Origin of the sequence: Metabacillus mesotrionivorans, assembly GCF_052171315.1 — a bacterium.
GTDB lineage: Bacteria > Bacillota > Bacilli > Bacillales > Bacillaceae > Bacillus_P.
The window spans coordinates 165,737-187,859 of the sequence record NZ_JBQMFF010000006.1 but is presented as its reverse complement, the minus strand read 5'-3'; the positions used below and the strand labels follow the sequence as shown (position 1 = coordinate 187,859).

Annotated in this window: 19 protein-coding genes; 16 read left to right on the top strand and 3 right to left on the bottom strand. The window is 46.4% G+C overall.

What is annotated here, in order from left to right; translation table 11 throughout:
* Positions 1 to 2 precede the first annotated feature (2 nt).
* From purM to purD, 4 genes are read left to right on the top strand one after another with little or no spacing between them, the layout of a single operon-like run.
* Complete coding sequence (purM, locus tag ACTSEZ_RS16550) at positions 3 to 1,043, top strand: phosphoribosylformylglycinamidine cyclo-ligase (protein ID WP_369735355.1); 1,041 nt, start codon at positions 3 to 5, stop codon at positions 1,041 to 1,043.
* A complete protein-coding gene (gene purN, locus ACTSEZ_RS16545; protein ID WP_369735353.1) occupies positions 1,040 to 1,621 on the top strand; it encodes a phosphoribosylglycinamide formyltransferase in 582 nt (193 codons plus the stop codon). The genes purM and purN overlap by 4 nt, the downstream gene beginning before the upstream one ends.
* 2 nt (positions 1,622 to 1,623) lie before the next feature.
* Positions 1,624 to 3,162 carry a bifunctional phosphoribosylaminoimidazolecarboxamide formyltransferase/IMP cyclohydrolase gene (gene purH / locus ACTSEZ_RS16540; RefSeq protein ID WP_369735351.1) on the top strand — a complete coding sequence of 513 codons (1,539 nt, stop codon included), beginning with the start codon at positions 1,624 to 1,626 and terminating at the stop codon, positions 3,160 to 3,162.
* A 52-nt stretch (positions 3,163 to 3,214) separates the two neighbouring features.
* Positions 3,215 to 4,483 carry a phosphoribosylamine--glycine ligase gene (gene purD, locus ACTSEZ_RS16535; protein WP_369735349.1) on the top strand — a complete coding sequence of 423 codons (1,269 nt, stop codon included), beginning with the start codon at positions 3,215 to 3,217 and terminating at the stop codon, positions 4,481 to 4,483.
* Here purD and ACTSEZ_RS16530 read toward each other — a convergent pair.
* Positions 4,464 to 4,541, bottom strand: coding sequence for an EYxxD motif small membrane protein (locus ACTSEZ_RS16530; protein WP_369735388.1), 78 nt, complete (start codon positions 4,539 to 4,541; stop codon positions 4,464 to 4,466). The genes purD and ACTSEZ_RS16530 overlap by 20 nt on opposite strands.
* A gap of 273 nt (positions 4,542 to 4,814) precedes the next feature.
* A complete protein-coding gene (locus ACTSEZ_RS16525; protein ID WP_369735348.1) occupies positions 4,815 to 5,057 on the bottom strand; it encodes a YgaP family membrane protein in 243 nt (80 codons plus the stop codon).
* Between the two features lie 91 nt (positions 5,058 to 5,148).
* Here ACTSEZ_RS16525 and ACTSEZ_RS16520 point away from each other — a divergent pair, with 91 nt between their 5' ends.
* From ACTSEZ_RS16520 to ACTSEZ_RS16490, 7 genes are all read left to right on the top strand, one after another.
* Entirely contained in the window at positions 5,149 to 6,882 is a 1,734-nt protein-coding gene (locus tag ACTSEZ_RS16520; protein WP_369735347.1) for an adenine deaminase C-terminal domain-containing protein, read from the top strand.
* A gap of 33 nt (positions 6,883 to 6,915) precedes the next feature.
* Positions 6,916 to 7,941, top strand: coding sequence for a DUF3048 domain-containing protein (locus tag ACTSEZ_RS16515; RefSeq protein WP_369735345.1), 1,026 nt, complete (start codon positions 6,916 to 6,918; stop codon positions 7,939 to 7,941).
* A 23-nt stretch (positions 7,942 to 7,964) separates the two neighbouring features.
* Entirely contained in the window at positions 7,965 to 8,273 is a 309-nt protein-coding gene (locus tag ACTSEZ_RS16510) for a YerC/YecD family TrpR-related protein (RefSeq protein ID WP_029285494.1), read from the top strand.
* A 239-nt stretch (positions 8,274 to 8,512) separates the two neighbouring features.
* On the top strand, positions 8,513 to 9,199 hold the full coding sequence (gene pcrB / locus ACTSEZ_RS16505) for a heptaprenylglyceryl phosphate synthase (protein WP_369735343.1): 687 nt from the start codon (positions 8,513 to 8,515) through the stop codon (positions 9,197 to 9,199).
* A 108-nt stretch (positions 9,200 to 9,307) separates the two neighbouring features.
* On the top strand, positions 9,308 to 11,479 hold the full coding sequence (gene pcrA / locus ACTSEZ_RS16500; RefSeq protein WP_369735387.1) for a DNA helicase PcrA: 2,172 nt from the start codon (positions 9,308 to 9,310) through the stop codon (positions 11,477 to 11,479).
* 20 nt (positions 11,480 to 11,499) lie between these two features.
* Positions 11,500 to 13,509 (top strand): NAD-dependent DNA ligase LigA, encoded by a 2,010-nt coding sequence (gene ligA, locus ACTSEZ_RS16495; RefSeq protein WP_369735341.1) that lies wholly within the window; start codon positions 11,500 to 11,502, stop codon positions 13,507 to 13,509.
* Positions 13,510 to 13,561: 52 nt separating this feature from the next.
* Complete coding sequence (locus ACTSEZ_RS16490) at positions 13,562 to 14,728, top strand: CamS family sex pheromone protein (protein WP_369735386.1); 1,167 nt, start codon at positions 13,562 to 13,564, stop codon at positions 14,726 to 14,728.
* A 118-nt stretch (positions 14,729 to 14,846) separates the two neighbouring features.
* Here the strand turns inward: ACTSEZ_RS16490 and putP are convergent, their stop codons facing one another.
* On the bottom strand, positions 14,847 to 16,328 hold the full coding sequence (putP, locus tag ACTSEZ_RS16485) for a sodium/proline symporter PutP (protein WP_442504692.1): 1,482 nt from the start codon (positions 16,326 to 16,328) through the stop codon (positions 14,847 to 14,849).
* Between the two features lie 351 nt (positions 16,329 to 16,679).
* Between putP and ACTSEZ_RS16480 the strand changes: the two genes are divergently transcribed.
* The 5 genes from ACTSEZ_RS16480 (at position 16,680) to ACTSEZ_RS16460 (ending at position 22,120) form a co-directional block, all read left to right on the top strand.
* A complete protein-coding gene (locus tag ACTSEZ_RS16480; protein WP_369735339.1) occupies positions 16,680 to 17,054 on the top strand; it encodes an Hsp20/alpha crystallin family protein in 375 nt (124 codons plus the stop codon).
* 257 nt (positions 17,055 to 17,311) lie between these two features.
* Complete coding sequence (locus tag ACTSEZ_RS16475) at positions 17,312 to 18,583, top strand: ABC transporter substrate-binding protein (RefSeq protein WP_369735338.1); 1,272 nt, start codon at positions 17,312 to 17,314, stop codon at positions 18,581 to 18,583.
* A 70-nt stretch (positions 18,584 to 18,653) separates the two neighbouring features.
* The gene (locus tag ACTSEZ_RS16470) at positions 18,654 to 19,505 is read left to right on the top strand and encodes a carbohydrate ABC transporter permease (RefSeq protein ID WP_369735337.1); all 852 of its coding nucleotides are present in this window, start codon (positions 18,654 to 18,656) and stop codon (positions 19,503 to 19,505) included.
* Between the two features lie 89 nt (positions 19,506 to 19,594).
* Positions 19,595 to 20,386 (top strand): carbohydrate ABC transporter permease, encoded by a 792-nt coding sequence (locus ACTSEZ_RS16465; RefSeq protein WP_369735383.1) that lies wholly within the window; start codon positions 19,595 to 19,597, stop codon positions 20,384 to 20,386.
* A gap of 12 nt (positions 20,387 to 20,398) precedes the next feature.
* Entirely contained in the window at positions 20,399 to 22,120 is a 1,722-nt protein-coding gene (locus ACTSEZ_RS16460; RefSeq protein WP_369735335.1) for a glycoside hydrolase family 35 protein, read from the top strand.
* Positions 22,121 to 22,123 lie beyond the last annotated feature (3 nt).

Genomic DNA, 22,123 nt, shown 5'->3' with positions numbered 1-22,123 from the left:
GGATGTCAAACGCATATAAGCAGGCAGGCGTAGATATCGAAGCAGGGTATGAAGCTGTTTCGCGAATGAAAAAGCATGTCGCAAAAACAATGAGAAAAGGCGTCATGGGAAGCCTCGGCGGCTTCGGCGGCATGTTCGACCTTTCTGAGCTGAAACTTAAACAGCCTGTCCTTGTTTCAGGAACAGACGGAGTCGGAACAAAGCTCAAGCTTGCTTTTCAGATGAACCGGCATGATACCATCGGGGTGGATGCGGTTGCCATGTGTGTGAACGATATTCTTGCACAGGGCGCAGAGCCCCTTTTTTTCCTGGACTATCTTGCTCTTGGAAAGGCGGAGCCTGCAAAGATTGAACAGATCGTCAAAGGCGTTGCAGACGGGTGCGAGCAGGCAGGCTGCGCGCTTGTCGGCGGTGAAACGGCTGAGATGCCGGGACTATATGACGGTGAAGAGTATGATATCGCGGGCTTTTCAGTTGGCGCAGCGGAAAAGGAAGACATTGTAACCGGTGAGAATATCCGTGCCGGCCATGTGCTGATTGGTCTTTCCTCAAGCGGCCTTCACAGCAACGGCTTTTCTCTTGTGCGCAAGATTTTGCTTGAAGATGGCGGTTTATCTCTGGATGAGAACGTTGAACCGCTTGAGAAAACGCTTGGCGAAGAGCTTCTCACTCCAACAAAAATCTATGTAAAGCCGGTCCTTAACGTGCTGAAAAAATACAAAGTGGACGGCATGGCCCACATTACGGGCGGCGGTTTTATTGAAAATATCCCAAGAATGCTTCCGGAGGGACTCAGCGCTGAGATTGACTTTGGCTCATGGCCGATCCCGGCTGTGTTTGAGCTTCTTCAGGAAAAAGGATCGCTCAGCCAGGAAGAAATGTTCAATATCTTCAATATGGGCATCGGCTTTGTGCTTGCAGTGGATTACAGCCAAATGCATGCAGTCATAAGCGAGCTAGAGAAGAACGGAGAGAAAGCCTTCATCATCGGCCGTGTAAAAGAAGGCCGCGGGGTCACGTTCGGCGGAGGCGCGCTCTCATGATGAAAATCGCCGTATTTGCTTCAGGATCCGGCTCTAATTTTCAGGCCATCCTGGATGAAATCAAGAGGGGAAAGCTTGAGGCGGAGGTTGTCCTTTTGGTATGCGACAGACCGGGTGCAAGGGTTGTTGAACGTGCGCTGAAGGAAAACATTCCGGTGTTTGAGTTTTCACCGAAGGAATTCAGCAGTAAAGCAGCCTTTGAGACACTGATTCTTCGCCAGCTTGAACAGTATGGTGTAAACTATGTGGTACTTGCAGGCTATATGAGACTGATCGGTGAGACGCTTCTTTCTGCCTGCCCTGACCGAATCATCAATCTGCATCCGTCGCTTCTGCCTGCTTTTCCGGGCAAGGACGCCATCGGCCAGGCTTTTCGCGCAGGCGTAAAAATCACCGGCATTACCATTCACTTTGTAGATGCAGGCATGGACACAGGGCCGATTATTGCGCAGAAGGCCGTTGAGGTGGAAGAAGCAGATACGATTGAAACGTTATCCGAAAAAATCCATCAGCTTGAACATGCCTATTTTCCGCATGTTCTGCAGTCTCTTTTCCAAAAACGAAAACTAGAGGTGTAACTATGACAATCAAACGGGCACTTGTCAGTGTTTCAGATAAAGAAGGCATTATTCCGTTCGCTGCCGGACTAGTTGAGCAGGGCATTGAAGTCATTTCAACCGGCGGGACGAAAAAACTGCTTCAGGAGAACAACGTGAAGGTGACGGGCATTTCCGAAGTAACAGGATTTCCTGAAATCATGGATGGCCGCGTCAAAACGCTTCATCCGAACATTCACGGCGGCTTGCTTGCCGTCCGCAGCAATCCGGATCATATGAAGCAGCTTGAAGAAAACAGCATTCTTCCAATCGATCTTGTTGTCGTGAACCTTTATCCTTTTAAAGAAACGATCTCCAAAAAGGATGTAACGTTCGACGATGCGATTGAAAATATCGATATTGGCGGACCGACCATGCTGCGCTCTGCCGCGAAAAATCACCAGGACGTAACAGTTGTTGTGGATCCTGCGGATTATGCAGACGTTCTTGAGCAAATCAAAGCGGAAAAGGAAGTCTCTCTTGCATCGAAGCAAAAGCTTGCTGCGAAAGTCTTCCGCCACACAGCAGCCTATGATGCGCTGATTGCTGAGTTTTTAACAAATGCAGTAGGCGAAGAAAATCCTGAAACGGTCACTTACACATATGAGAAAAAACAGTCGCTCCGATACGGGGAAAACCCGCATCAAAAGGCGACGTTCTATAAAAAGCCGCTCTCAGGCACCGTCTCGATTGCAGAAGCGGTTCAGCTTCACGGCAAGGAGCTTTCTTACAACAACATTAAAGATGCGGATGCCGCTCTTCAAATCGTAAGAGAATTCACGCAGCCTGCAGCTGTTGCTGTTAAGCATATGAACCCTTGCGGCGTCGGTACCGGCGGAACAATCCTTGAAGCGTTCACGCGCGCATATGAAGCAGACCCGACATCGATTTTCGGAGGCATCATTGCTCTGAATCATGAGGTTGATGTGGATACGGCGCACAAGCTTCATGAAATTTTCCTTGAAATCGTCATTGCACCTTCTTTCAGCGAGGAAGCTCTTAAGATATTAACATCCAAGAAAAACCTTCGCCTTCTGACTTTGGATGTACTTGGTGCAGAAGCGCAGGATCAGCAGGTTACCTCTATTCATGGCGGACTTCTTGTACAGGATGAGGACACGCTGTCATTTGACGATGCTAAAATCACCATACCTACAAAGCGCGAACCGTCTGAGCAGGAGTGGGAAGACCTCAAGCTTGCCTGGAAGGTCGTTAAGCATGTGAAGTCGAACGCGATCGTTCTTGCTAAAAATCAGATGACAATTGGTGTTGGCGCAGGTCAGATGAACCGTGTCGGCGCAGCAAATATCGCGATTGAGCAGGCGGGTGCACTTGCAAAAGGCAGCGCGATGGGCTCTGACGCGTTCTTCCCTATGAGCGACACAGTGGAAGCAGCAGCAAAAGCGGGTGTCACGGCTATCATTCAGCCGGGCGGATCCATTAAAGATGAGGATTCAATCAAAAAAGCAGATGAATACGGCATTGCCATGGTCTTTACAGGTGTAAGACATTTTAAACATTAATCTTTGGGCGTGCGGCATATGGCCCGCACGCTTACTTTAGCGAGGTGGAACAATGAACATTCTGATCATTGGCCGCGGAGGCCGTGAACATGCAATCGCCTGGAAGGCATCGCAAAGCAAGCTTGCAGACAAAGTGTTCGCTGCACCTGGAAACGACGGGATGAGCACGGTTGCCGAGCTTGTTGCAATAGAGGAAACAAATACGCGGGAGCTCGTTGCTTTTGCGCTTGAAAATCAAGTGGGCCTTACAATTGTCGGTCCGGAAGTACCGCTTTTAAATGGCGTTGTCGATGCTTTTCAGGAAGCGGGATTGAAGGTTTTCGGCCCGACCAAAGCGGCTGCGCTTATTGAAGGAAGCAAGAAATTCGCCAAAGAACTCATGCAAAAAAACAGCATTCCGACAGCAGCGTATCAGTCTTTTACCTCATTTGAGGCAGCAAAGCAGTATGTCCTTGAAAAAGGAGCTCCGATTGTCATCAAAGCAGATGGTCTCGCGGCAGGAAAAGGCGTAACCGTTGCTCTGACAGTGGAGGAAGCGGTCAATTGTCTCCGGGAATTTCTTGAGGATGCTAAATTCGGAGAGGCGAGCAGCTCGGTCGTCATTGAGGAATTCCTTGAAGGGGAAGAGTTTTCACTAATGGCATTTGTTAACGGTGAGGACGTTTATCCAATGGTCATCGCCCAGGATCACAAGCGGGCATACGACCACGATGAAGGTCCGAACACAGGCGGCATGGGGGCATATTCACCCGTTCCCCAAATACCGGATGCTTCTGTTTTGCAGGCTGTTGAAACCGTGCTGAAGCCGGCTGCCCGCGGAATGATTGCGAACGGCACGCCATTTACCGGGATTTTATATGCCGGTTTGATTTTAACGGCTGAAGGTCCTAAAGTGATTGAGTTTAACGCACGCTTCGGCGACCCGGAAACACAGGTGGTCCTTCCGCGTCTTGAATCCGATTTGATAGAAGTGCTGCTGGATATTCTAGACGGAAAAAAAGCAGAACTGAAGTGGCGCGATGAAGCGGTGATGGGAGTCGTTCTTGCTTCAAAAGGCTATCCGGATGCGTACAATAAGGGCGAAGCAATCGGTTCGCTTCTGCCTGGTTTTGAGCAGGGAGCCCTGTTCCATGCGGGCACAAAAAAAGAAGGCCAGCAATATGTAACAGACGGCGGCAGAGTCCTTGCAGTTGTCGCATACGGAAGCGATCTGCTTGAAGCGCAGACACAAGTGTATGAATATGTGGCGGAAGTAGCGTCAGATGCCCTCTTCTACCGAAAGGACATCGGAGCAAAAGCGACTAAGCACGTCTTTTCTTAACATACACAAACAAGAGCGCAACAATGCTGCCAATCAAAAGGGCCAGCACAAACGACATATCAGTCAGGTATTCCATGATCAAGATGTTCACCTCTTTTGATTGATATTAATTTTAAGTTACCCCCCAAATCATGATTTGGGGGGCATTTATTCTTGTCGACGAAATTATAAGGAATAAAGGGCTGTAGATAATATAACAAGGTTGTCCTCGTCTAGCTCCAGCGCCTAGATCCTCTGTCAGAACAAATCCGGCAAAAAAGTCAAACCCGGACTTTTCTGCCGATTTCTTATCTGCCTATCGGATCTGAACAAGGCGCTTGCGCTTTTGCTTTTAAGAAGGATTATAAGTTTTATCCCCAAACTCCAGATCCTCTTTTTTATACTCCTGATACATAAACGTGAGCGGACAGAAACGCAGGATGCCTTCCCCGACTTTCATGGCGCCGAGCAGCATGACAAGCAGGGCAGATTCTTTCCAGGGCTTTTTTGAATACTTGGCAGATGCCCACGAGAGCAGGAAAAGTCCAATGGTGATGCGGATTAAGCCGTTTACGATGCCGATGTTTGGTTTCAAAATGATTAGACTCCTTTTTCGAGAAATTCTTTAGTGCGTTAATAAATTGAATATGTTACCATAATGAAAAGACCTTCAGGGAGGCGCTGTCATGCCAAAGCCAAATGCTCCGTGGAAGATCCGGGAGATCAGAGGCCATATTGACGCAGCATCCGGACAAGAGCCGCCGGATCTTTTGCTGAAAAATGGTACCTATCTGAACTCTTACTTAAAGAGATGGATAAAGGCCCATATTTGGATTAAAGATGACCGGATTGTTTATATAGGAAACAATCTGCCTGCTTCCGCAAAAGAAACAGCGGATTGTGAAGGGCAGTTTATTGTACCCGGCTATATTGAGCCTCATGCACACCCGTTTCAACTTTATAATCCCCTTTCTTTCGGAGAGTATGTGTCGCAGTTCGGCACAACAAGCATGATCTGTGATAATTTATTTCTGCTTTTTCAGTCCGATAAAAAGAAAGCGTTTTCTTTTGTGGAGGAAATCAATAGCCGACAGGTGCAGTATTACTGGTGGGCACGGTTTGACCTGCAAACGGAAGTACCGGATGAAACTGGTATTTTATCGCTGGATTTTATGAAAAAATGGATGGATTCTGAATATGTTATTCAAGGCGGTGAATTAACCGGCTGGCCTAAGCTATTGCAGGATGATGATCTCATGCTGTCGTGGATGAAGGAGATAAAAGGAAAGGGAAAGCGGATAGAGGGGCATTTTCCGGGTGCTTCTGCCGGTACGCTTACCAAAATGAAGCTTTTCGGTGCAGATTGTGACCACGAGGCGATGACAGGTGAAGATGTAGTTGAAAGGCTTTCTCTCGGCTATACGGTAGCCCTGCGCCATTCATCCATCAGGCCGGATCTGACACAGCTGCTTAAAGGCATCCGGGAGAAAGAAATCACTTCGTATGATCACTTTCTTTTTACAACAGACGGATCAACGCCGCATTTTTATAAGGACGGCATGATGGACAGTCTGATAAAAATGGCGATGGAAAGCGGTATTCCTGCAATTGATGCCTACCATATGGCAAGCTTCAATGCCGCCCGTTATTACAGGATGGAAGAAGTGACGGGGGCGGTCGCGCCTGGAAGAATGGCCAATCTGAATATCCTTTCAGCGATAGAACAGCCGCTTCCTGTCAGTGTGCTGGCAAAAGGAAAGTGGCTTAAAAAAACTGGAGCAGCAGCTGAGTTTCCTTCTTTTGACTGGAAACAAACAGGACTTGAACCTCTGCAGCTGAATTGGTCTCTCTCCCTTAACGATCTGCAATTTTCAATGGCTATGGGCCTTAAGATGAAAAATGATGTGATCATCGAACCATACAGGATCACGGCTGATCATTCCTTTGATGATCTCAGCGACAGCCACGATGAATGCTTTCTCGCTCTCATTGATAAAAGAGGGAAATGGAGAATCAACACCATGCTGAAAGGATTTGCCTCAAGTCTCGGCGGACTTGCAAGCTCATACTCAACAACAGGTGACATTATTCTCATCGGAAAAAGCAAGCACGATATGATCACTGCTTTTCAGAGGATGAAGGAGCTTGGCGGAGGGATTGTTCTAGCAGAAAAAGGAGACGTTCTGCACGAAATTCCGCTTGGAATATGCGGCGGAGCGTCTTTGCAGCCGTTTGAAGAAGTGGTTCAGCAGGAAGAGACGTTCAGAAGGCTTTTGGCGGAAAGAGGCTATCTGTTCGGGGACCCTGTTTACTCCCTGTTTTTCCTCTTATCGACTCATTTGCCTTATATCAGAATAACGCCAGCGGGGATCTATGATGTGCTTAAAAAAATAATACTCTTTCCGCCGATAATGCGTTAAAATATAAAAGGAAGCAAAAGGGGTCAAACTTACGTGAAAACCATCAAGAAGAACTTACAGCGGCTGTTAGCGGCAGTTATGCTGCTCGCATTGTGCACAGCATGCGTCAAAGAAGAGAACAGCGTTCCAAATCCAAGCGTGAAAAAGCAGGAACCATCAGCTCCTGCTGAAGAAGTAAGCAGCTATCCTCTGACGGGTCTTCCTTCAGAGAACATGGGAAACCGTGCTTTTGCCGTGATGATCAACAATCACCCTGCAGCCCGGCCGCAGTCAGGACTCCATAAAGCGGACATTGTCTATGAAGTGCTTGCAGAAGGCAGCATCACAAGGTTTTTAGCCATCTATCAAAGCGAGCTTCCGGAGATGATCGGTCCGGTCCGGAGTGCAAGAGAATACTACGTTGAGCTTGCCGGCGGCTACAATGCTTTCTTTATAAGCCACGGATGGAGCCCTCAGGCGCGCGAACTCCTTGAAGACGGAAACCATGACTTCTTAAACGGAATGTTTTACGACGGCACGCTTTTTGAAAGGGCAGATTTCAGAAAAGCACCGCACAATTCTTATATCTCATCCGAACATATAAAAAAAGGTGCAGAGCTGAATAAAGCGGATTTTTCGCAGAGGCCGGACCCGCTGCCGTTTATGAAAGCGGCGGAAGGAAAGAAACTTCAGGGGAACTCCGCAGCTGAAGCCGTCATCCGCTACGATAAATCTGACACTTTTGAATCGCAGTTTATTTATGACAAACAATCACAGACCTATTTCAGATATAGCAACGAACAGACTAGAGATCTTCAATCAGATGAAGCCGTAGCACCCAGTAATGTACTTATTGCTGAAATGACTCACGAAATTATGGATAAACAAGGCAGAAGGTCCATTAACCTTACGGAGGGCGGCAAAGCAATCCTTCTTCAGCATGGTGTCAGCCGAGAGGTAGAATGGCGCAATGCTGACGGAAGGATCCTTCCGTATCTGAACGGAGAGCAGGTGGAGCTTGTTCCGGGGAAAACATGGATCAGCATCGTGCCCCATCTCAATCAAGTGACCCTCCACTAAATCTTTTAAAAAGGAGAATCAACATGCAAATCGAAAAATTACGGGGAAAAGAACTTGACCAACTATTTGAATCTGTCCTCTCACTTAAAAATCTGGATGAATGCTATCGATTTTTCGATGATCTCTGCACAGTAAACGAAATTCAGTCGCTCGCCCAGCGTCTTGAAGTGGCGCGCATGCTCCGCGAAGGCTTTACTTATCATAAAATCGAAACAGAGACAGGCGCAAGCACAGCAACGATCTCGCGTGTTAAACGCTGCCTGAACTACGGAAACGACGCCTATACGATGGCTCTTGAGCGCATCGGCGCGCAGGAGCCGAAAGAATCTTAATAGCAAAAAGGCTGAACTTGTTCAGCCTTTTTATTTTGGAATTTTTTCAAATGAAGTTTATTCTAATTACTCAGGCGGCTCTTTAAACCATCCATTTTCAATCATCAGCTTAAATCCTTCAGTTGCATAAAGCAAAACGTAATCAGATTGTCAAAACCTTCATAGCACCTGTGCGTTTTTTGCAGGGCATTAATTTGATATAATGTTTGAATGGAACCTGATTGTTAGGAGGAACGGCTATGTATGATGTGAGCGAGTGGAAGCATGTATTCAAACTTGATCCCGATAAAGAAATAAGCGACGAGGCACTCGAGAGAATATGTGAGTCAGGAACAGACGCCATCATTGTCGGGGGAAGCGACAATGTGACGATGGATAATGTGTTAAACTTAATGTCCCGAATCAGAAGATACCTAGTGCCGTGTGTGCTTGAAGTATCCGAGATTGAGTCGATCATGCCCGGATTTGATTTGTATTTCATTCCGTCTGTCATGAACAGCAGAGATGCAAAGTGGGTCATGGGGCTGCATCATGAGGCGGTTAAAGAATATGGAGATCTTATGAACTGGGATGAACTCCTCGTGGAAGGGTACTGCATCCTGAACGGGGACTGCAAAGCAGCCAGACTCACAGATGCAAGAACTGAATTGACTGCTGATGATGTGGTCTCATATGCCAGACTGGCTGAAAACATGTTTCACATGCCGATTTTCTATCTGGAGTACAGCGGAACTTATGGCGATGTGAATGTTGTGGAAGCGGCAGGCAAAGTGCTTTCTGAGACAAAGCTGTTTTACGGAGGCGGTATAAAGACGCCTGAACAGGCAGCTGAAATGGCCGAGCATGCCGATGCCGTTGTTGTCGGCAACATTATTTATGAGAACCTGGAAGCCGCACTGAAAACGGTAAAAGCAGTAAAACCATAATTGCATAACACGCAGGTGTTGAGATAAAATAAGAACATATGTTTGATATAAGGTGGTGTCCGGAACGTGCAATTTTTAACAGATCAATTATTAAATGGCTTGAATGACATGCAAAAGGAAGCGGTCAAGGCAACGGATGGACCGCTCTTAATCATGGCAGGCGCAGGGAGCGGAAAGACAAGCGTTCTCACAAGAAGAATCGCGTACCTGATGGTTGAAAAGGGAGTCGCTCCGTGGAATATCCTTGCGATTACTTTTACAAATAAAGCGGCAAGGGAAATGAAGGAGCGTATCGGAAAGCTGCTCGGACCCGGAGCAGATGATATCTGGATTTCTACCTTCCACTCGATGTGTGTAAGAATTTTAAGGCGTGACATCGACCGGATCGGCATCAGCAGAAACTTCTCGATTCTGGATACGACAGACCAGCTGTCCGTTATTAAGCAGATCTTGAAAGACCGGAATATAGACCCGAAGAAATTTGATCCCCGCAGCATTTTGGGAAGCATCAGCAGTGCGAAGAATGAACTGATCACTCCCGAGGAATTTGAAAAAACAGCAGGCGGCATGTATGAGCAGGTTGCAAGCGATGTATATAAGGACTATCAGAAAAAACTGCTGAAAAACCAGTCGCTTGATTTTGATGACTTGATCATGACGACGATTCAGCTGTTTCAGCGTGTGCCTGAAGTGCTTGAATTTTACCAGCGCAAATTCCAGTACATTCACGTGGATGAGTACCAGGATACGAACAGAGCGCAGTATCTTCTCGTTAAAATGCTTGCTTCGCGCTTTCAGAATCTGTGCGTAGTCGGAGACTCTGACCAGTCAATTTACCGCTGGCGCGGAGCAGATATTGCGAATATCCTCTCTTTTGAAAAAGACTATCCGTCTGCCAGTGTGATTCTGCTTGAGCAGAACTACCGCTCGACACAGCGCATTCTTGAAGCGGCAAACGGCGTGATCAAAAACAACATGAACCGCAAGGCGAAAAATCTCTGGACAGAAAACGATGAAGGGCAGAAAATCAGCTACTACCGCGCGGACAGCGAGTCGGCTGAAGGGCAGTTTGTGGCGGGCAAAATCAATCAGCTTGTCTCCACTCAGGGAAGAAAGCTTTCAGACTTTGCGATTCTTTACAGAACGAACGCCCAGTCCCGTGTCATTGAGGAAATTCTGCTGAAGTCGAACATCAACTACACGATTGTCGGCGGTATCAAGTTCTATGACAGAAAAGAGATTAAAGATATCCTAGCTTACATGAGACTGATTGCCAACCCGGATGATGACATCAGTCTGGCGCGCGTCATAAACGTGCCGAAACGAGGTGTTGGAGCGACTTCCGTTGACCGGATTGCCCAGTATGCAGCAGACAATGATCTGTCCCTCTTCGGGGCGATTGAACAGATTGAGTTTGCCGGCGTCAGTGCACGTGTAGTAAGTGCCATGGTTGATTTCCGTGAACTGATCCGGAACATGGCCAACATGCAGGACTACCTGTCTGTCACGGAACTTGCAGAAGAAGTGATTGAGAAAACAGGCTACCGCGAGATGCTGAAAACGGAGAAAACGATCGAAGCGCAAAGCCGCCTTGAGAATATCGACGAGTTCCTGTCTGTTACGCAGAACTTTGAAAAGAACAGTGAGGATAAGAGCCTTGTTGCATTCCTGACCGATCTTGCTTTAGTGGCGGATATTGATAAATTAGATGATGATGAGGAAGCCTCTAAAGAAGCGGTCGTGTTAATGACGCTTCATTCTGCCAAGGGCCTTGAGTTCCCGGTTGTCTTTTTGATGGGCGTTGAAGAAGGCGTCTTCCCTCACAGCCGTTCACTTATGGAAGAAGCGGAAATGGAAGAGGAGCGCCGCCTTGCCTATGTCGGCATTACCCGTGCAGAAAAAGAGCTGTTTATTACAAATGCGAAAATGAGGACTCTCTTCGGCCGGACGAGCATGAATCCCGAATCAAGATTTATATCTGAAATTCCATCTGCTCTGATTGAAAATCTGAATGAAGTGAAAAAGAGCCCTTCGCCATTTGGTGCAAAAGCACGGCCTGAACGGAGACCTGCCGTTACAAGACCGATTGCAGCCTCTACAGGCGGAGATGAAATCGCATGGAGCGTCGGCAGCAAGGCAGAACATAAAAAATGGGGCATCGGCACCGTTGTCAGCGTAAAAGGCGAAGGAGAGGGCAAGGAGCTTGATATTGCATTCCCAAGCCCTGTCGGCATCAAACGCCTGCTTGCTAAATTTGCTCCTATAAAAAAAGTACAGTAGTGAAAGGATTGGACCAAGGGATGGATATGAATACAGCCAAACAGCGTGCAGAAACCCTGCATGACTTATTAAACAAGTACAACTATGAATATCACGTGCTGGATAAACCGACTGTTCCGGATTCTGAATACGATCAGCTTTTACATGAGCTGGTTGACATTGAAGAACGTTTCCCTGAACTCAAGACTCCGGATTCCCCGACTCAGCGGGTTGGCGGCGAAATTCTTGAAGGCTTTAAAAAGGTTCAGCATCAGACACCTATGCTCAGTCTCGGAAATGCGTTCAATGAGCAGGATCTCCGCGATTTTGACCGCCGTGTGAGGCAGGCAGTCGGTGATGATGTTCACTATATGGTTGAGCTTAAAATTGACGGTCTGGCTGTTTCCCTTACTTATGAAAATGGAGCATTCGTGCGCGGTGCAACACGGGGGGACGGCACAACCGGCGAAGATATTACCGAAAACCTGAAAACCATCCGGTCCATTCCGCTGAAGCTAAAGAAAAACCTTTCAATCGAGGTGCGCGGCGAAGCCTATATGCCGAAGTCCTCTTTTGAAAAATTAAACGAAGTGAAAATACAGCTCGAGGAAGAGCCGTTTGCCAACCCGCGAAATGCTGCGGCAGGCTCTCTCCGCCAGCTCGATCCTAAAATTGCGGCGAAACGAAATCTGAATATTTTCGTCTATAGTATTGCAGACCTCGGGGAAGAAACAGGCGCCAAGACCCAGAGTGCTGGCCTTGATGCGCTTGAAGAACTTGGATTCAAAACCAATACCGAACGACGGAGATGCGAATCAATCGATGAAGTCATCGAGCTGATTGCAGCCCATCAGGAAAAGCGGACAAGTCTGCCATATGAGATAGACGGAATTGTTGTAAAAGTCGATTCCATTGAACAGCAGAAAGCTCTCGGATTTACGGCAAAAAGCCCGCGCTGGGCCATTGCGTACAAGTTTCCTGCCGAGGAAGTCATGACAAAGCTTCTTGATATTGAGCTCAATGTCGGACGAACGGGCGTTGTGACGCCGACTGCGATTCTTGAGCCGGTCCGTGTTGCCGGCACGACAGTGAAACGTGCATCCCTGCACAATGAAGACCTGATCCGTGAAAAAGACATTCGCCTTGGCGACTATGTCATTGTGAAAAAAGCGGGGGACATTATACCGGAAGTCGTGAACGTCCTGCCTGAGCACAGAACTGGGGACGAAACAGAATTTACTATGCCGACCCACTGTCCTGAGTGCGAAAGTGAGCTAGTGCGGATTGAAGGGGAGGTCGCACTCCGCTGCATCAATCCAAAATGTCCGGCTCAAATCCGCGAAGGTCTTATTCACTTCGTCTCCCGAAACGCAATGAACATTGACGGTCTTGGAGAACGTGTCATTGCCCAGCTTTTCAAGGAAAACCTTATTGAAGATGTAGCGGATCTTTACCGCCTTCAGAGGGAACAGCTTCTGGAGCTTGAGCGGATGGGCGAAAAATCAGCGGACAACCTTCTGCAGGCGATTGAAAACTCCAAGCAGAATTCCCTTGAGAGACTTCTGTTCGGGCTTGGCATCCGCTTTATCGGGGCAAAGGCAGCAAAGACGCTTGCGCAGCATTTTGAGACGATGGAACGATTGCAATCTGCATCAAGGGATGAGATTATTGCAGTTGATGAAATTGGGGATAAAATGGCGGACGCTGTTGTTACCTATTTTGAGCAGGAAGAGATGAATGAACTTATATCAGAACTCAAATCCTGCGGCGTGAATATGTCATATCTGGGTCCAAAGCTTGTAAGACCTGAGGAATCCGATTCCTTCTTTGCAGGCAAGACTGTCGTGCTGACAGGGAAGCTTGAGCAGATGTCCCGCAATGAAGCGAAAGAAAAAATTGAAGCGCTAGGCGGCAAAGCAGCGGGAAGCGTAAGCAAGAAAACAGATTTGGTCGTAGCCGGGGAAGATGCAGGCAGCAAGCTTGTGAAAGCTCAGGAGCTGGGCATTGAGATTTGGGATGAAGAGCGCTTAATTGAAGAGCTGAAAAAATAGATTTCTTTCTGAGGAGAAACTAAAAGAGGTGTGTTCCAACTTGAAAAAAGGTATGGTAATACTGCTTGCAGGCTGCCTGTTTTTGTCAGCCTGCGCACCGAGCTTTGGTGAAGAAGAGGAGCTTGTACAGGAAACGGAAGATGATTCAACAGAAAAAGCGATTATTCCGAAGTACAATATTTCAGACTCCTACTATAAAATGATTTTGCCTTTTAAAGAGGGCAAAGCAAGAGGCCTTGTCGCAGAGAACATCAATACCCGTCTTGATATTGACGAGTTTGAAACAGGCCTGATGAGAATGGCTCAAGAAGAATTCCCGCCTGATAACCATCTGTATCAGGAAGGACAGTACCTGGATGAGAAAACAGTCCGCTCATGGCTTGGAAGAAAGCTTGAAGGAAAAGAGCTGGAAGATAAGAAAAAAAGTGACAAGAATTTTAAAAATGAAGGACTTAACCCGCCGAAATCATCAGAAGGCGATTATATCCAGCAGAACGAAAAAAGCCCAATTTATTTGGCTCATATGCTTGAGCATAACTATTTGGTCCGAAAAGGCGAAAATACAGTCGAGCTGGGGGGAGTCGTCATCGGACTTGCGATGAACTCAGTTCATTACTACCGTGAAGCCGTAGGAGAGCCTCAGCGGGAATATAAGATTCCTGACAGCCAGTTAGAGGCAGAAGGCAAGAAAATGGCCGCAGAGGTCATCAAGCGCGTCAGAAGCCAAAAAGGCCTAGAAAGAGTGCCTGTGGTCATTGCCCTTTATAAACAGGCGCCAAAATCCTCGATCGTGCCAGGCAGCTTTATTGCAAGCACTGTCGTTGACGGAGGAAGCAGTTCAATCGGAAAATGGGACAGCGTAAATGAAGAATACGTCTTCTTCCCGTCGCCTGAAGGAACGGAAAACTACCGCGAGGATGCCAACTTGTTTGAACGCTTCAAACAGGACATTGACGACTTCTTCCCGAACTACACAGGTGTTATCGGCAAAGCCTTCTACAAAGGCGAAGAGATGCAGGAACTGAAAATCGATATTCCGATGCAGTTTTACGGAAAATCAGAAGTGATCGCATTTACGCAGTTTGCAACAGGTAAAGTCGTGGACTACTTCCCGGACTACGTTTCGGTTGAAGTAAACATCACCTCCACAAGCGGCCAGGAAGCCCTGATCGTCCGCAAGCCGGGCCAGGAAAAACCGACTGTGCATATTTATCAATAAGAGTAAAAGCCACCCTGCGGTATGCGGGGTGGCTTTTTAGTGCTTTCATTTGAGTTAAAGAAGCGTTTAATTAAGAAACAAATAGAAACCGCCTGAAAACAGGCGGTTTCTGCATAACTTATTTCGTTTCTTCTTCCAGCGTTTCTTCCATTTCCGTAAACACGTTCTGAACGCGTTTTGACGGTCTGCTTGTGAGTAAGCTGACAACATAGACAGCGATTAAGCTCAGGAAGAATCCGGGAATCATTTCGTATACCGTTTCTTTCAATACCGGTACGTTTACCCAGATCAATACGGTTACGGCACCGACGATCATTCCGGCCAGTGCTCCCCACTTGGTCATGCGTTTCCAGTACAAGCTCAGGAGAACGGCTGGTCCAAATGCAGAACCGAATCCGGCCCATGCATATCCGACGAGTGACAGGATTGTGTCACTAGGTTCAAGTGATAAGAGTACACCCACAACGGCTACCAGAAGTACGGCAAGCCTTCCAATTAACACAAGCTCTTTATCAGATGCATTCTTCTTCAAAAATGTTTTGTAAAAGTCTTCAGTCAGAGCACTTGCGGTAACAAGCAGCTGGGATGAAATGGTGCTCATAATCGCTGCCAGAATGGCTGCAAGCAAAAATCCGGTAATAAACGGATGGAAAAGAACCTGAGAAAATTTAATGAAGATGGTTTCAGGATCTGCAAGCTTTGTGCCTGTCTCAGCAATGTACGCAATACCGACGAGACCTGTAAGCATTGCACCGATGATGGAGATAATCATCCAGCCCATTCCGATTCTTCTGGCCGGCTTTAACTCTTTAATGGATGAGATGGCCATAAAGCGTACAATAATGTGAGGCTGTCCAAAATAGCCTAAACCCCATGCGAGGAATCCAAGAATTCCAAGCACGGACGTTCCTTTAAAGATGTCCGTATACGTCGGATCAATTTCACGGACCACATCAAACGTAGGACCTACTCCGCCAAGCTCCATGAAAGCCACAACCGGCACAAGGATAAGGGCAAAGAACATAATAAGACCCTGAACAAAGTCTGTCAGGCTTACTGCAAGGAATCCTCCAAACAGGGTATAGACCATGACAACACCTGCTGTAAGCAGCATTCCAAACATGTAATCTGCTTTAAATGCCGATTCAAACAGCAGTCCCCCGGATACCAATCCTGCAGACGTGTAAAGGGTAAAGAAAATAACGATGACAATTGCAGAAACGAATCGGAGCATGCGCGATGTGTCTTTAAAGCGGTTTTCAAAGTAATCAGGTATTGTAATAGAGTCGTTTGCCACCTCTGTATAGGTGCGCAGACGCGGGGCTACAAGGATATAGTTCAGGTATGCGCCGACAGTCAGACCGACTGCTAACCACATACTTGATAATCCAGTTGTATACATGGCACCCGGAAGACCCATCAGCATCCAGCCGCTCATATCAGATGCTCCTGCTGACAATGCTGTCACAGCCGGACCAAGTCCCCGTCCTCCAAGCATGTAGCCTGATACATCATTTGTAGATTTTCTGAAGGCATAAAATCCAATCAGGAGCATGCCTGCAAAATAAATTCCAAGTGATAAAATTGTTGCTAATTCCACCAAATCTCTCCTTTGACTTTAGTGATCGTGTAATAAAAAGAACCAAATATTTCAAACCGTTCAGCCCTACGGTTACTTAACCTAACAAACTATTTCCCTCGTTTCAAGGATTTGAAACAGAAACGGCGCGGGTTCAAACCCTTCAGACGCACACAGCTTGTAAAGGTAAGCGTTTTCCTTATTTTATTAAAGTAAAACTATTCAGAAAAATCAAATACGGTCATTTCCCGTTTCATACACAGCTATTATGTGCATTCCGGCACAAAACAAATCCCATTTTTCATCATAGGCAATTTGCTCTTTTCCTACATATGATAAATAGACAAAACTGAGCGTATGAGAGGGATGAAAATGGAGAATAACCGAAAAGATCCAATGCGCATGATCAATGAATTTTTTGAGGCGCGTCCAAAACGATCGCTTCTGGGAAATATAGACGAATACTTTAAACAATCATTTTCACCGAAGGGATTTCCGCTTTCAATGGAAGAAAAGGATGATTCGTTTCTAGTAAAAGCCGAGCTTCCGGGAGTTGAGAGGGAAAACATCAAGTTAACAATCCAGGACGGCCATCTGGTCATAACAGTAAAAGGGGAAAAGGATGCAAAAGAATCACTTCAAATGCCGCCCTCTGCTTTAGTAAAAAAGTTAAAGGCAAATTACCGGAATGGTATGCTGAAAGTCATCATTCCCAAAAAGCCGCCCACTGACGTAAAAATTGATTAGGTATTTTACTCAGTAAAAAATCTTTTAGTATAATTCAATTTTTACTTGCTTCAATGTGTAAAAACGTATTGGATCAAGGCAGAGAAGCTATTTTCTCTGTCCTTTTTTTGTTTTTAGAATTATTTAAGTAAAATAAAAGGTAAAAGAACTAAAACTTTTAGTTAAATTTTACTTGAAATGTTCAGTCAATTCACCTAAAATAAGTTTTGTAAACGATTTCATTTTGCGGTCAAAAAAGATGAATTAGGGGGTAAAGCATGAAAAAGGCAATAAGTTTGATCTGTATGGTTCTGATTATCGGCATGCTGTCAGCTTGTTCTGGAGGCAATTCCGAAAAGACAAGCAAGGATGACAACAAATTAACGGCATGGGCATGGAACATCAACGTCCCTGTTCTTGAAGCAGCGGCTGAGCGCTATAAAAAAGAAAACCCGGACTTCGAGCTTGAGATTGTAGAACTAGGGCGCGAAGATGTGTATCAAAAATTAACTACAGGCCTGCAAGCAGGCGGTCAGGGTCTTCCTGATATCGTACTGGTAGAGGACGACCGTATTCAAGGGTATGCAGAAGCGTATCCGAAAGCATTTCTTGATCTGAAAAAATACGGTTTTGAGGAACAAAAAGATAAGTTCCCGACAAGCAAAACCGATCTTCTGACTGTAAACGGCAAAGTAGTCGGCTTCCCGTTTGACGGCGGTCCGACAGGTGTCTTCTACAGAACGGATATGTTTGAAGAAGCAGGCGTGAAAGCGGAAGACATTGAGACGTGGGATCAGTTCATTGAAGCAGGTAAAACCATTAAAGAAAAGACAGGCAAAGCAATGCTTGGTCTTGATCTGAACGGTGATGACGGTCTTTACCGGATGATGATGAACCAGCAGGGATCTCTGTACTTTGATGACAAAGGCGAGCTTGTTCTTACATCTGAACAGTCTATGAATGCTGCTAAAGTGATTAAACAGCTTAAAGATGAAGGATTAGTTAAAAATACAGTTGGCTGGGATGCATGGATCAGTGCAATGGTCAGCGGTGAAGTAGCGACTGCTCCATCAGGCGCATGGCTTTCCGGCTCGATTACCGGACAAGGCAAAGATACATCAGGCAAGTGGGGCGTGATTCCACTTCCGGCATTTGAAGAAGGAGGCAACCGTGCATCCAACCTTGGGGGAAGCAACTACGTCATCATGGAAAACACAAACATGAAACAAGTTGCCTATGACTTCCTTGAGTTCTTCTCAACAGATGAAGAAACACAGCTTGAAGCAATGAATGGCGGCCTGTTCCCGACTCTGAACACAATCTATGATGAGCCGGTTTTCACGAAAGAGCAGGAGTTCTTTACAAATCAGCCGATCTGGCAGACATTCACAGAGCAAATGGACAGCATTCCGTCTGTTAACTATACAGGCAACTACTCTGTTGCAATGGATGAGTCCATTAAAGCACAGTCTGAAGCTGTCAGCGGAAAAGTATCCATTGAGGATGCCTACAAAGCTGCAGAAGACAGACTGAAAAACAGAGTCAAATAATACTTTGAAAATGAAAAAAGAAAGGGCCGAATCTGATTCTGCCCTTTCGTAATTTAAGGTGGGATCTCGCATGAGTCAAACACGATTATTTCCTTATATGTTTATCGCCCCTGCAGTTATACTCTTTCTCGTTTTTACCGTTTATCCGATCTTTGCTTCACTGTTACTGAGCTTTCAGACGTTTGAAGCAGGGGAATATATTTTTACCGGCCTTGATAACTACATTACACTTTTTAATGACACGATTTTCAGAAAAGCCCTGATGAACACGTTCATAATCTTCATCGTGCAGGTGCCGATCATGCTGCTTCTTGCACTCATCTTATCAAATGTGCTGAACAGCGGGCTCCTTCGCCTGAAAGGATTTTTCAGAGTATCGTTTTTCCTTCCGGCGGTAACATCTCTTGTTGCGTATTCAATCCTTTTCTCCATCATGCTTCAGGAGGAAGGCATCATTAATACAGTCGTCGGTTTCTTCGGTCTGGAAGCGATTCCATGGCTGTCAGACAGTTTTTGGGCAAAAGCTTCCATCATCCTTGCAATGACATGGAGATGGACAGGATATAACATGGTCATTTTCCTTGCTGCTCTTCAAAACATTCCAAACGATATGTATGAAGCAGCTTCACTCGACGGCGCGGGGAAAATCAGACAGTTTTTCTACATTACAATCCCGCAGCTTAAGCCGGTTATTCTTTTCGCTGCAACCCTATCAACAATCGGAACGCTGCAGCTTTTTGATGAACCGTTCAACTTAACAAAAGGCGGACCGGCTGACTCGACTATGACACTGGGGCTTTATATTTACCAAAATGGATTTGAATTCTTCCAGTTTGGCTACGCATCGGCAGTTGCTTATGTTGTAGTGATTTTAGTAGGTATTCTCACATTTATTCAATTCAAATTGGCAGGTGATCGATGATGAATGCTGAAACAACCAACCAGATTCAATCAACGTTCGTAACAGGGACAAAGAAAAAGCGCAGCAGGTCGCTGCCGCAGAAAATTGGCATGTACGCCATTTTAATCCTGTTTATGATCATCTCGATTTTCCCGTTTTACTGGATGTTTATCGGGGCGACAAATGAATCGGGCAAGATGTTCACAAACCCCCCGACGCTCACGCCAGGCGATCAGCTGGTGACGAACTTCCAGAACCTGAATGCATCGATCAACATTCCTCAGGTGATGTTCAATTCGCTGTTTGTGTCTCTCTTGTATGTAGTTGCGGCACTTGCTGTTTGTTCGCTTGCCGCCTATGCACTTGCAAAATTCGAATTTAAAGGCAGAAACTTTATTTTTACCGCGTTTCTTTTATCGATGATGATTCCGTATCAGGCAACGATGATTCCGCTGTTCCGCATGATGTCAGAGCTGAATCTTTTAAATACGTATTTTGCGGTCATCGCGCCGCAGCTTTGCTACCCGTTTGCGATTTTCCTGCTGAGACAAAACTTCCTTGCGTTCCCGACGGAGCTGATTGAAGCGGCAAGACTTGACGGTGCAGGAGAACTCAAGATTTTCTTCAAAGTTGTGGCTCCATCCATGCGCCCGGCGCTTGCTGCCGCATCCATCTTCCTGTTCATGACGCAATGGAACAACTTTATGTGGCCGCTTGTTATTCTGAACGATGCGGGCATGTACACGTTCCCTGTCGCACTGTCGACACTGATGGGTCTTTCTTATATTGACTACGGCCAGGTGATGATGGGTGTATCCATTGCAACCGTTCCAATTATCGTTTTCTTCTTGGTGCTGCAGAAGCAGTTTATCTCAGGAATGCTTGGAAGCGCTGTTAAATAGGGGGAAAACAAAATGCTGACAACAAAGGGGAACCACTTTTATTTAAACGGAGAACCGTTTCAGATCCTATCGGGAAGCATTCATTATTTCCGCGTTGTTCCCGAGTACTGGGAGGACCGGCTGCTGAAACTGAAGCAGCTCGGTCTGAACACAGTCGAAACGTATATTCCGTGGAATGTTCATGAACCGAAAAAAGGCCAGTACTGCTTTGAAGGGATGGCTGATCTTGAAGGCTTTATTAAAAAAGCAGAAGAGCTTGGTCTGTATGTCATCCTCAGGCCGGCACCTTACATTTGTGCAGAATGGGAATTCGGAGGCTTTCCCGGCTGGCTTCTGAAAGAGCCTGGCATGGTGCTTCGAAGCTCAGATCCTGTGTTCTTTGATCATCTGGCATCGTACTTTAACGTGCTGCTGCCGAAAATTGTACCGCATCTATCGTCAAACGGCGGTCCGGTCATTGCCGTACAGGTGGAAAATGAGTACGGCGCCTACGGAAATGACCTGGAGTATCTGAATGCATCAGCAGATCTTTTTAAAAAAGCAGGCATTGATGTTCTGCTCTTCACCTCGGACGGACCCGAATTCATTCAGCACGGATCCATGCAGGATGCTGTGACAACCTTGAATTTCGGCTCCCGCTCGGGGGAAGCCTTTGCTGCACTCGAAACGTTTCGACCAAACTCTCCGAAAATGTGTGCCGAATTTTGGATCGGCTGGTTCAATCATTGGGGAGGAGAGCATCACACGCGGGAAGCAGCTGATGTTGCTGCAGAATATGAAAAAATGATCTCACAGGGTGCGTCCGTGAATTTCTATATGTTCCATGGCGGAACAAATTTCGGCTTTATGAACGGCGCCAACCATTATGAGTTCTACACGCCGACCATTACAAGCTATGACTACGATGCCCTTTTAACGGAATGGGGAGACCCTGGTGAAAAGTACTTCGCGGTAAAAAACGTTCTCTCAAAATACAGAGAAGTACCGGCGGAGAATCCGGCTCCTTCTGTTAAGAAAAGCTACGGCAAAGTAAATCTGGACGCCAAGATGAGCGTGTTTAATTATATCAGCACACTGGAGCCTAAAACGGTTATCGCTCCTAAACCGATGGAGGAGCTTGACCAGAATTACGGCTATATTCTTTATAAAACAGTGATTACGAAACAGGGCGACCTTGAAATGGACACCGCGCCGATTCGCGACAGAGCGTTTATCTATATCAACGGAAAGCTTGAACGCACCATATACCGGAATGATCCGGAAAAAACGATTACCCTTTCGTTTCCAAATGAGGAAAACATCCTTGAGGTATTCGTGGAAAACATGGGCCGCGTAAACTACGGCAAGCACTTAAAGGACAAAAAAGGCATCACGGAAAATCTCTGGATCGGAAATCAGTACTGGTTCCACTGGGAAGTTTATCCGCTTGAGATGGATGATGCGGATTTTGCTTTTATTGAAGGAAAAGACGAACGTTATCCGCGGATTTACAAAGGGGAGCTGACGGCAGACGCGCAGGCAGATACCTTTATTGATCTTGAAGGATGGACAAAAGGAAATGTCTGGGTAAACGGGTTTAACCTCGGACGCTACTGGGTGACAGAAGGTCCGCAGCAGCGCCTGTACGTTCCTGGCCCGCTTTTGAAAAAAGGAAAGAATGACATTCTCGTGATGGAGCTTGAGGGGAATGAAACCTGCTGCATCACGTTTACGGACGAACCAAAACTCGGCTAAAGG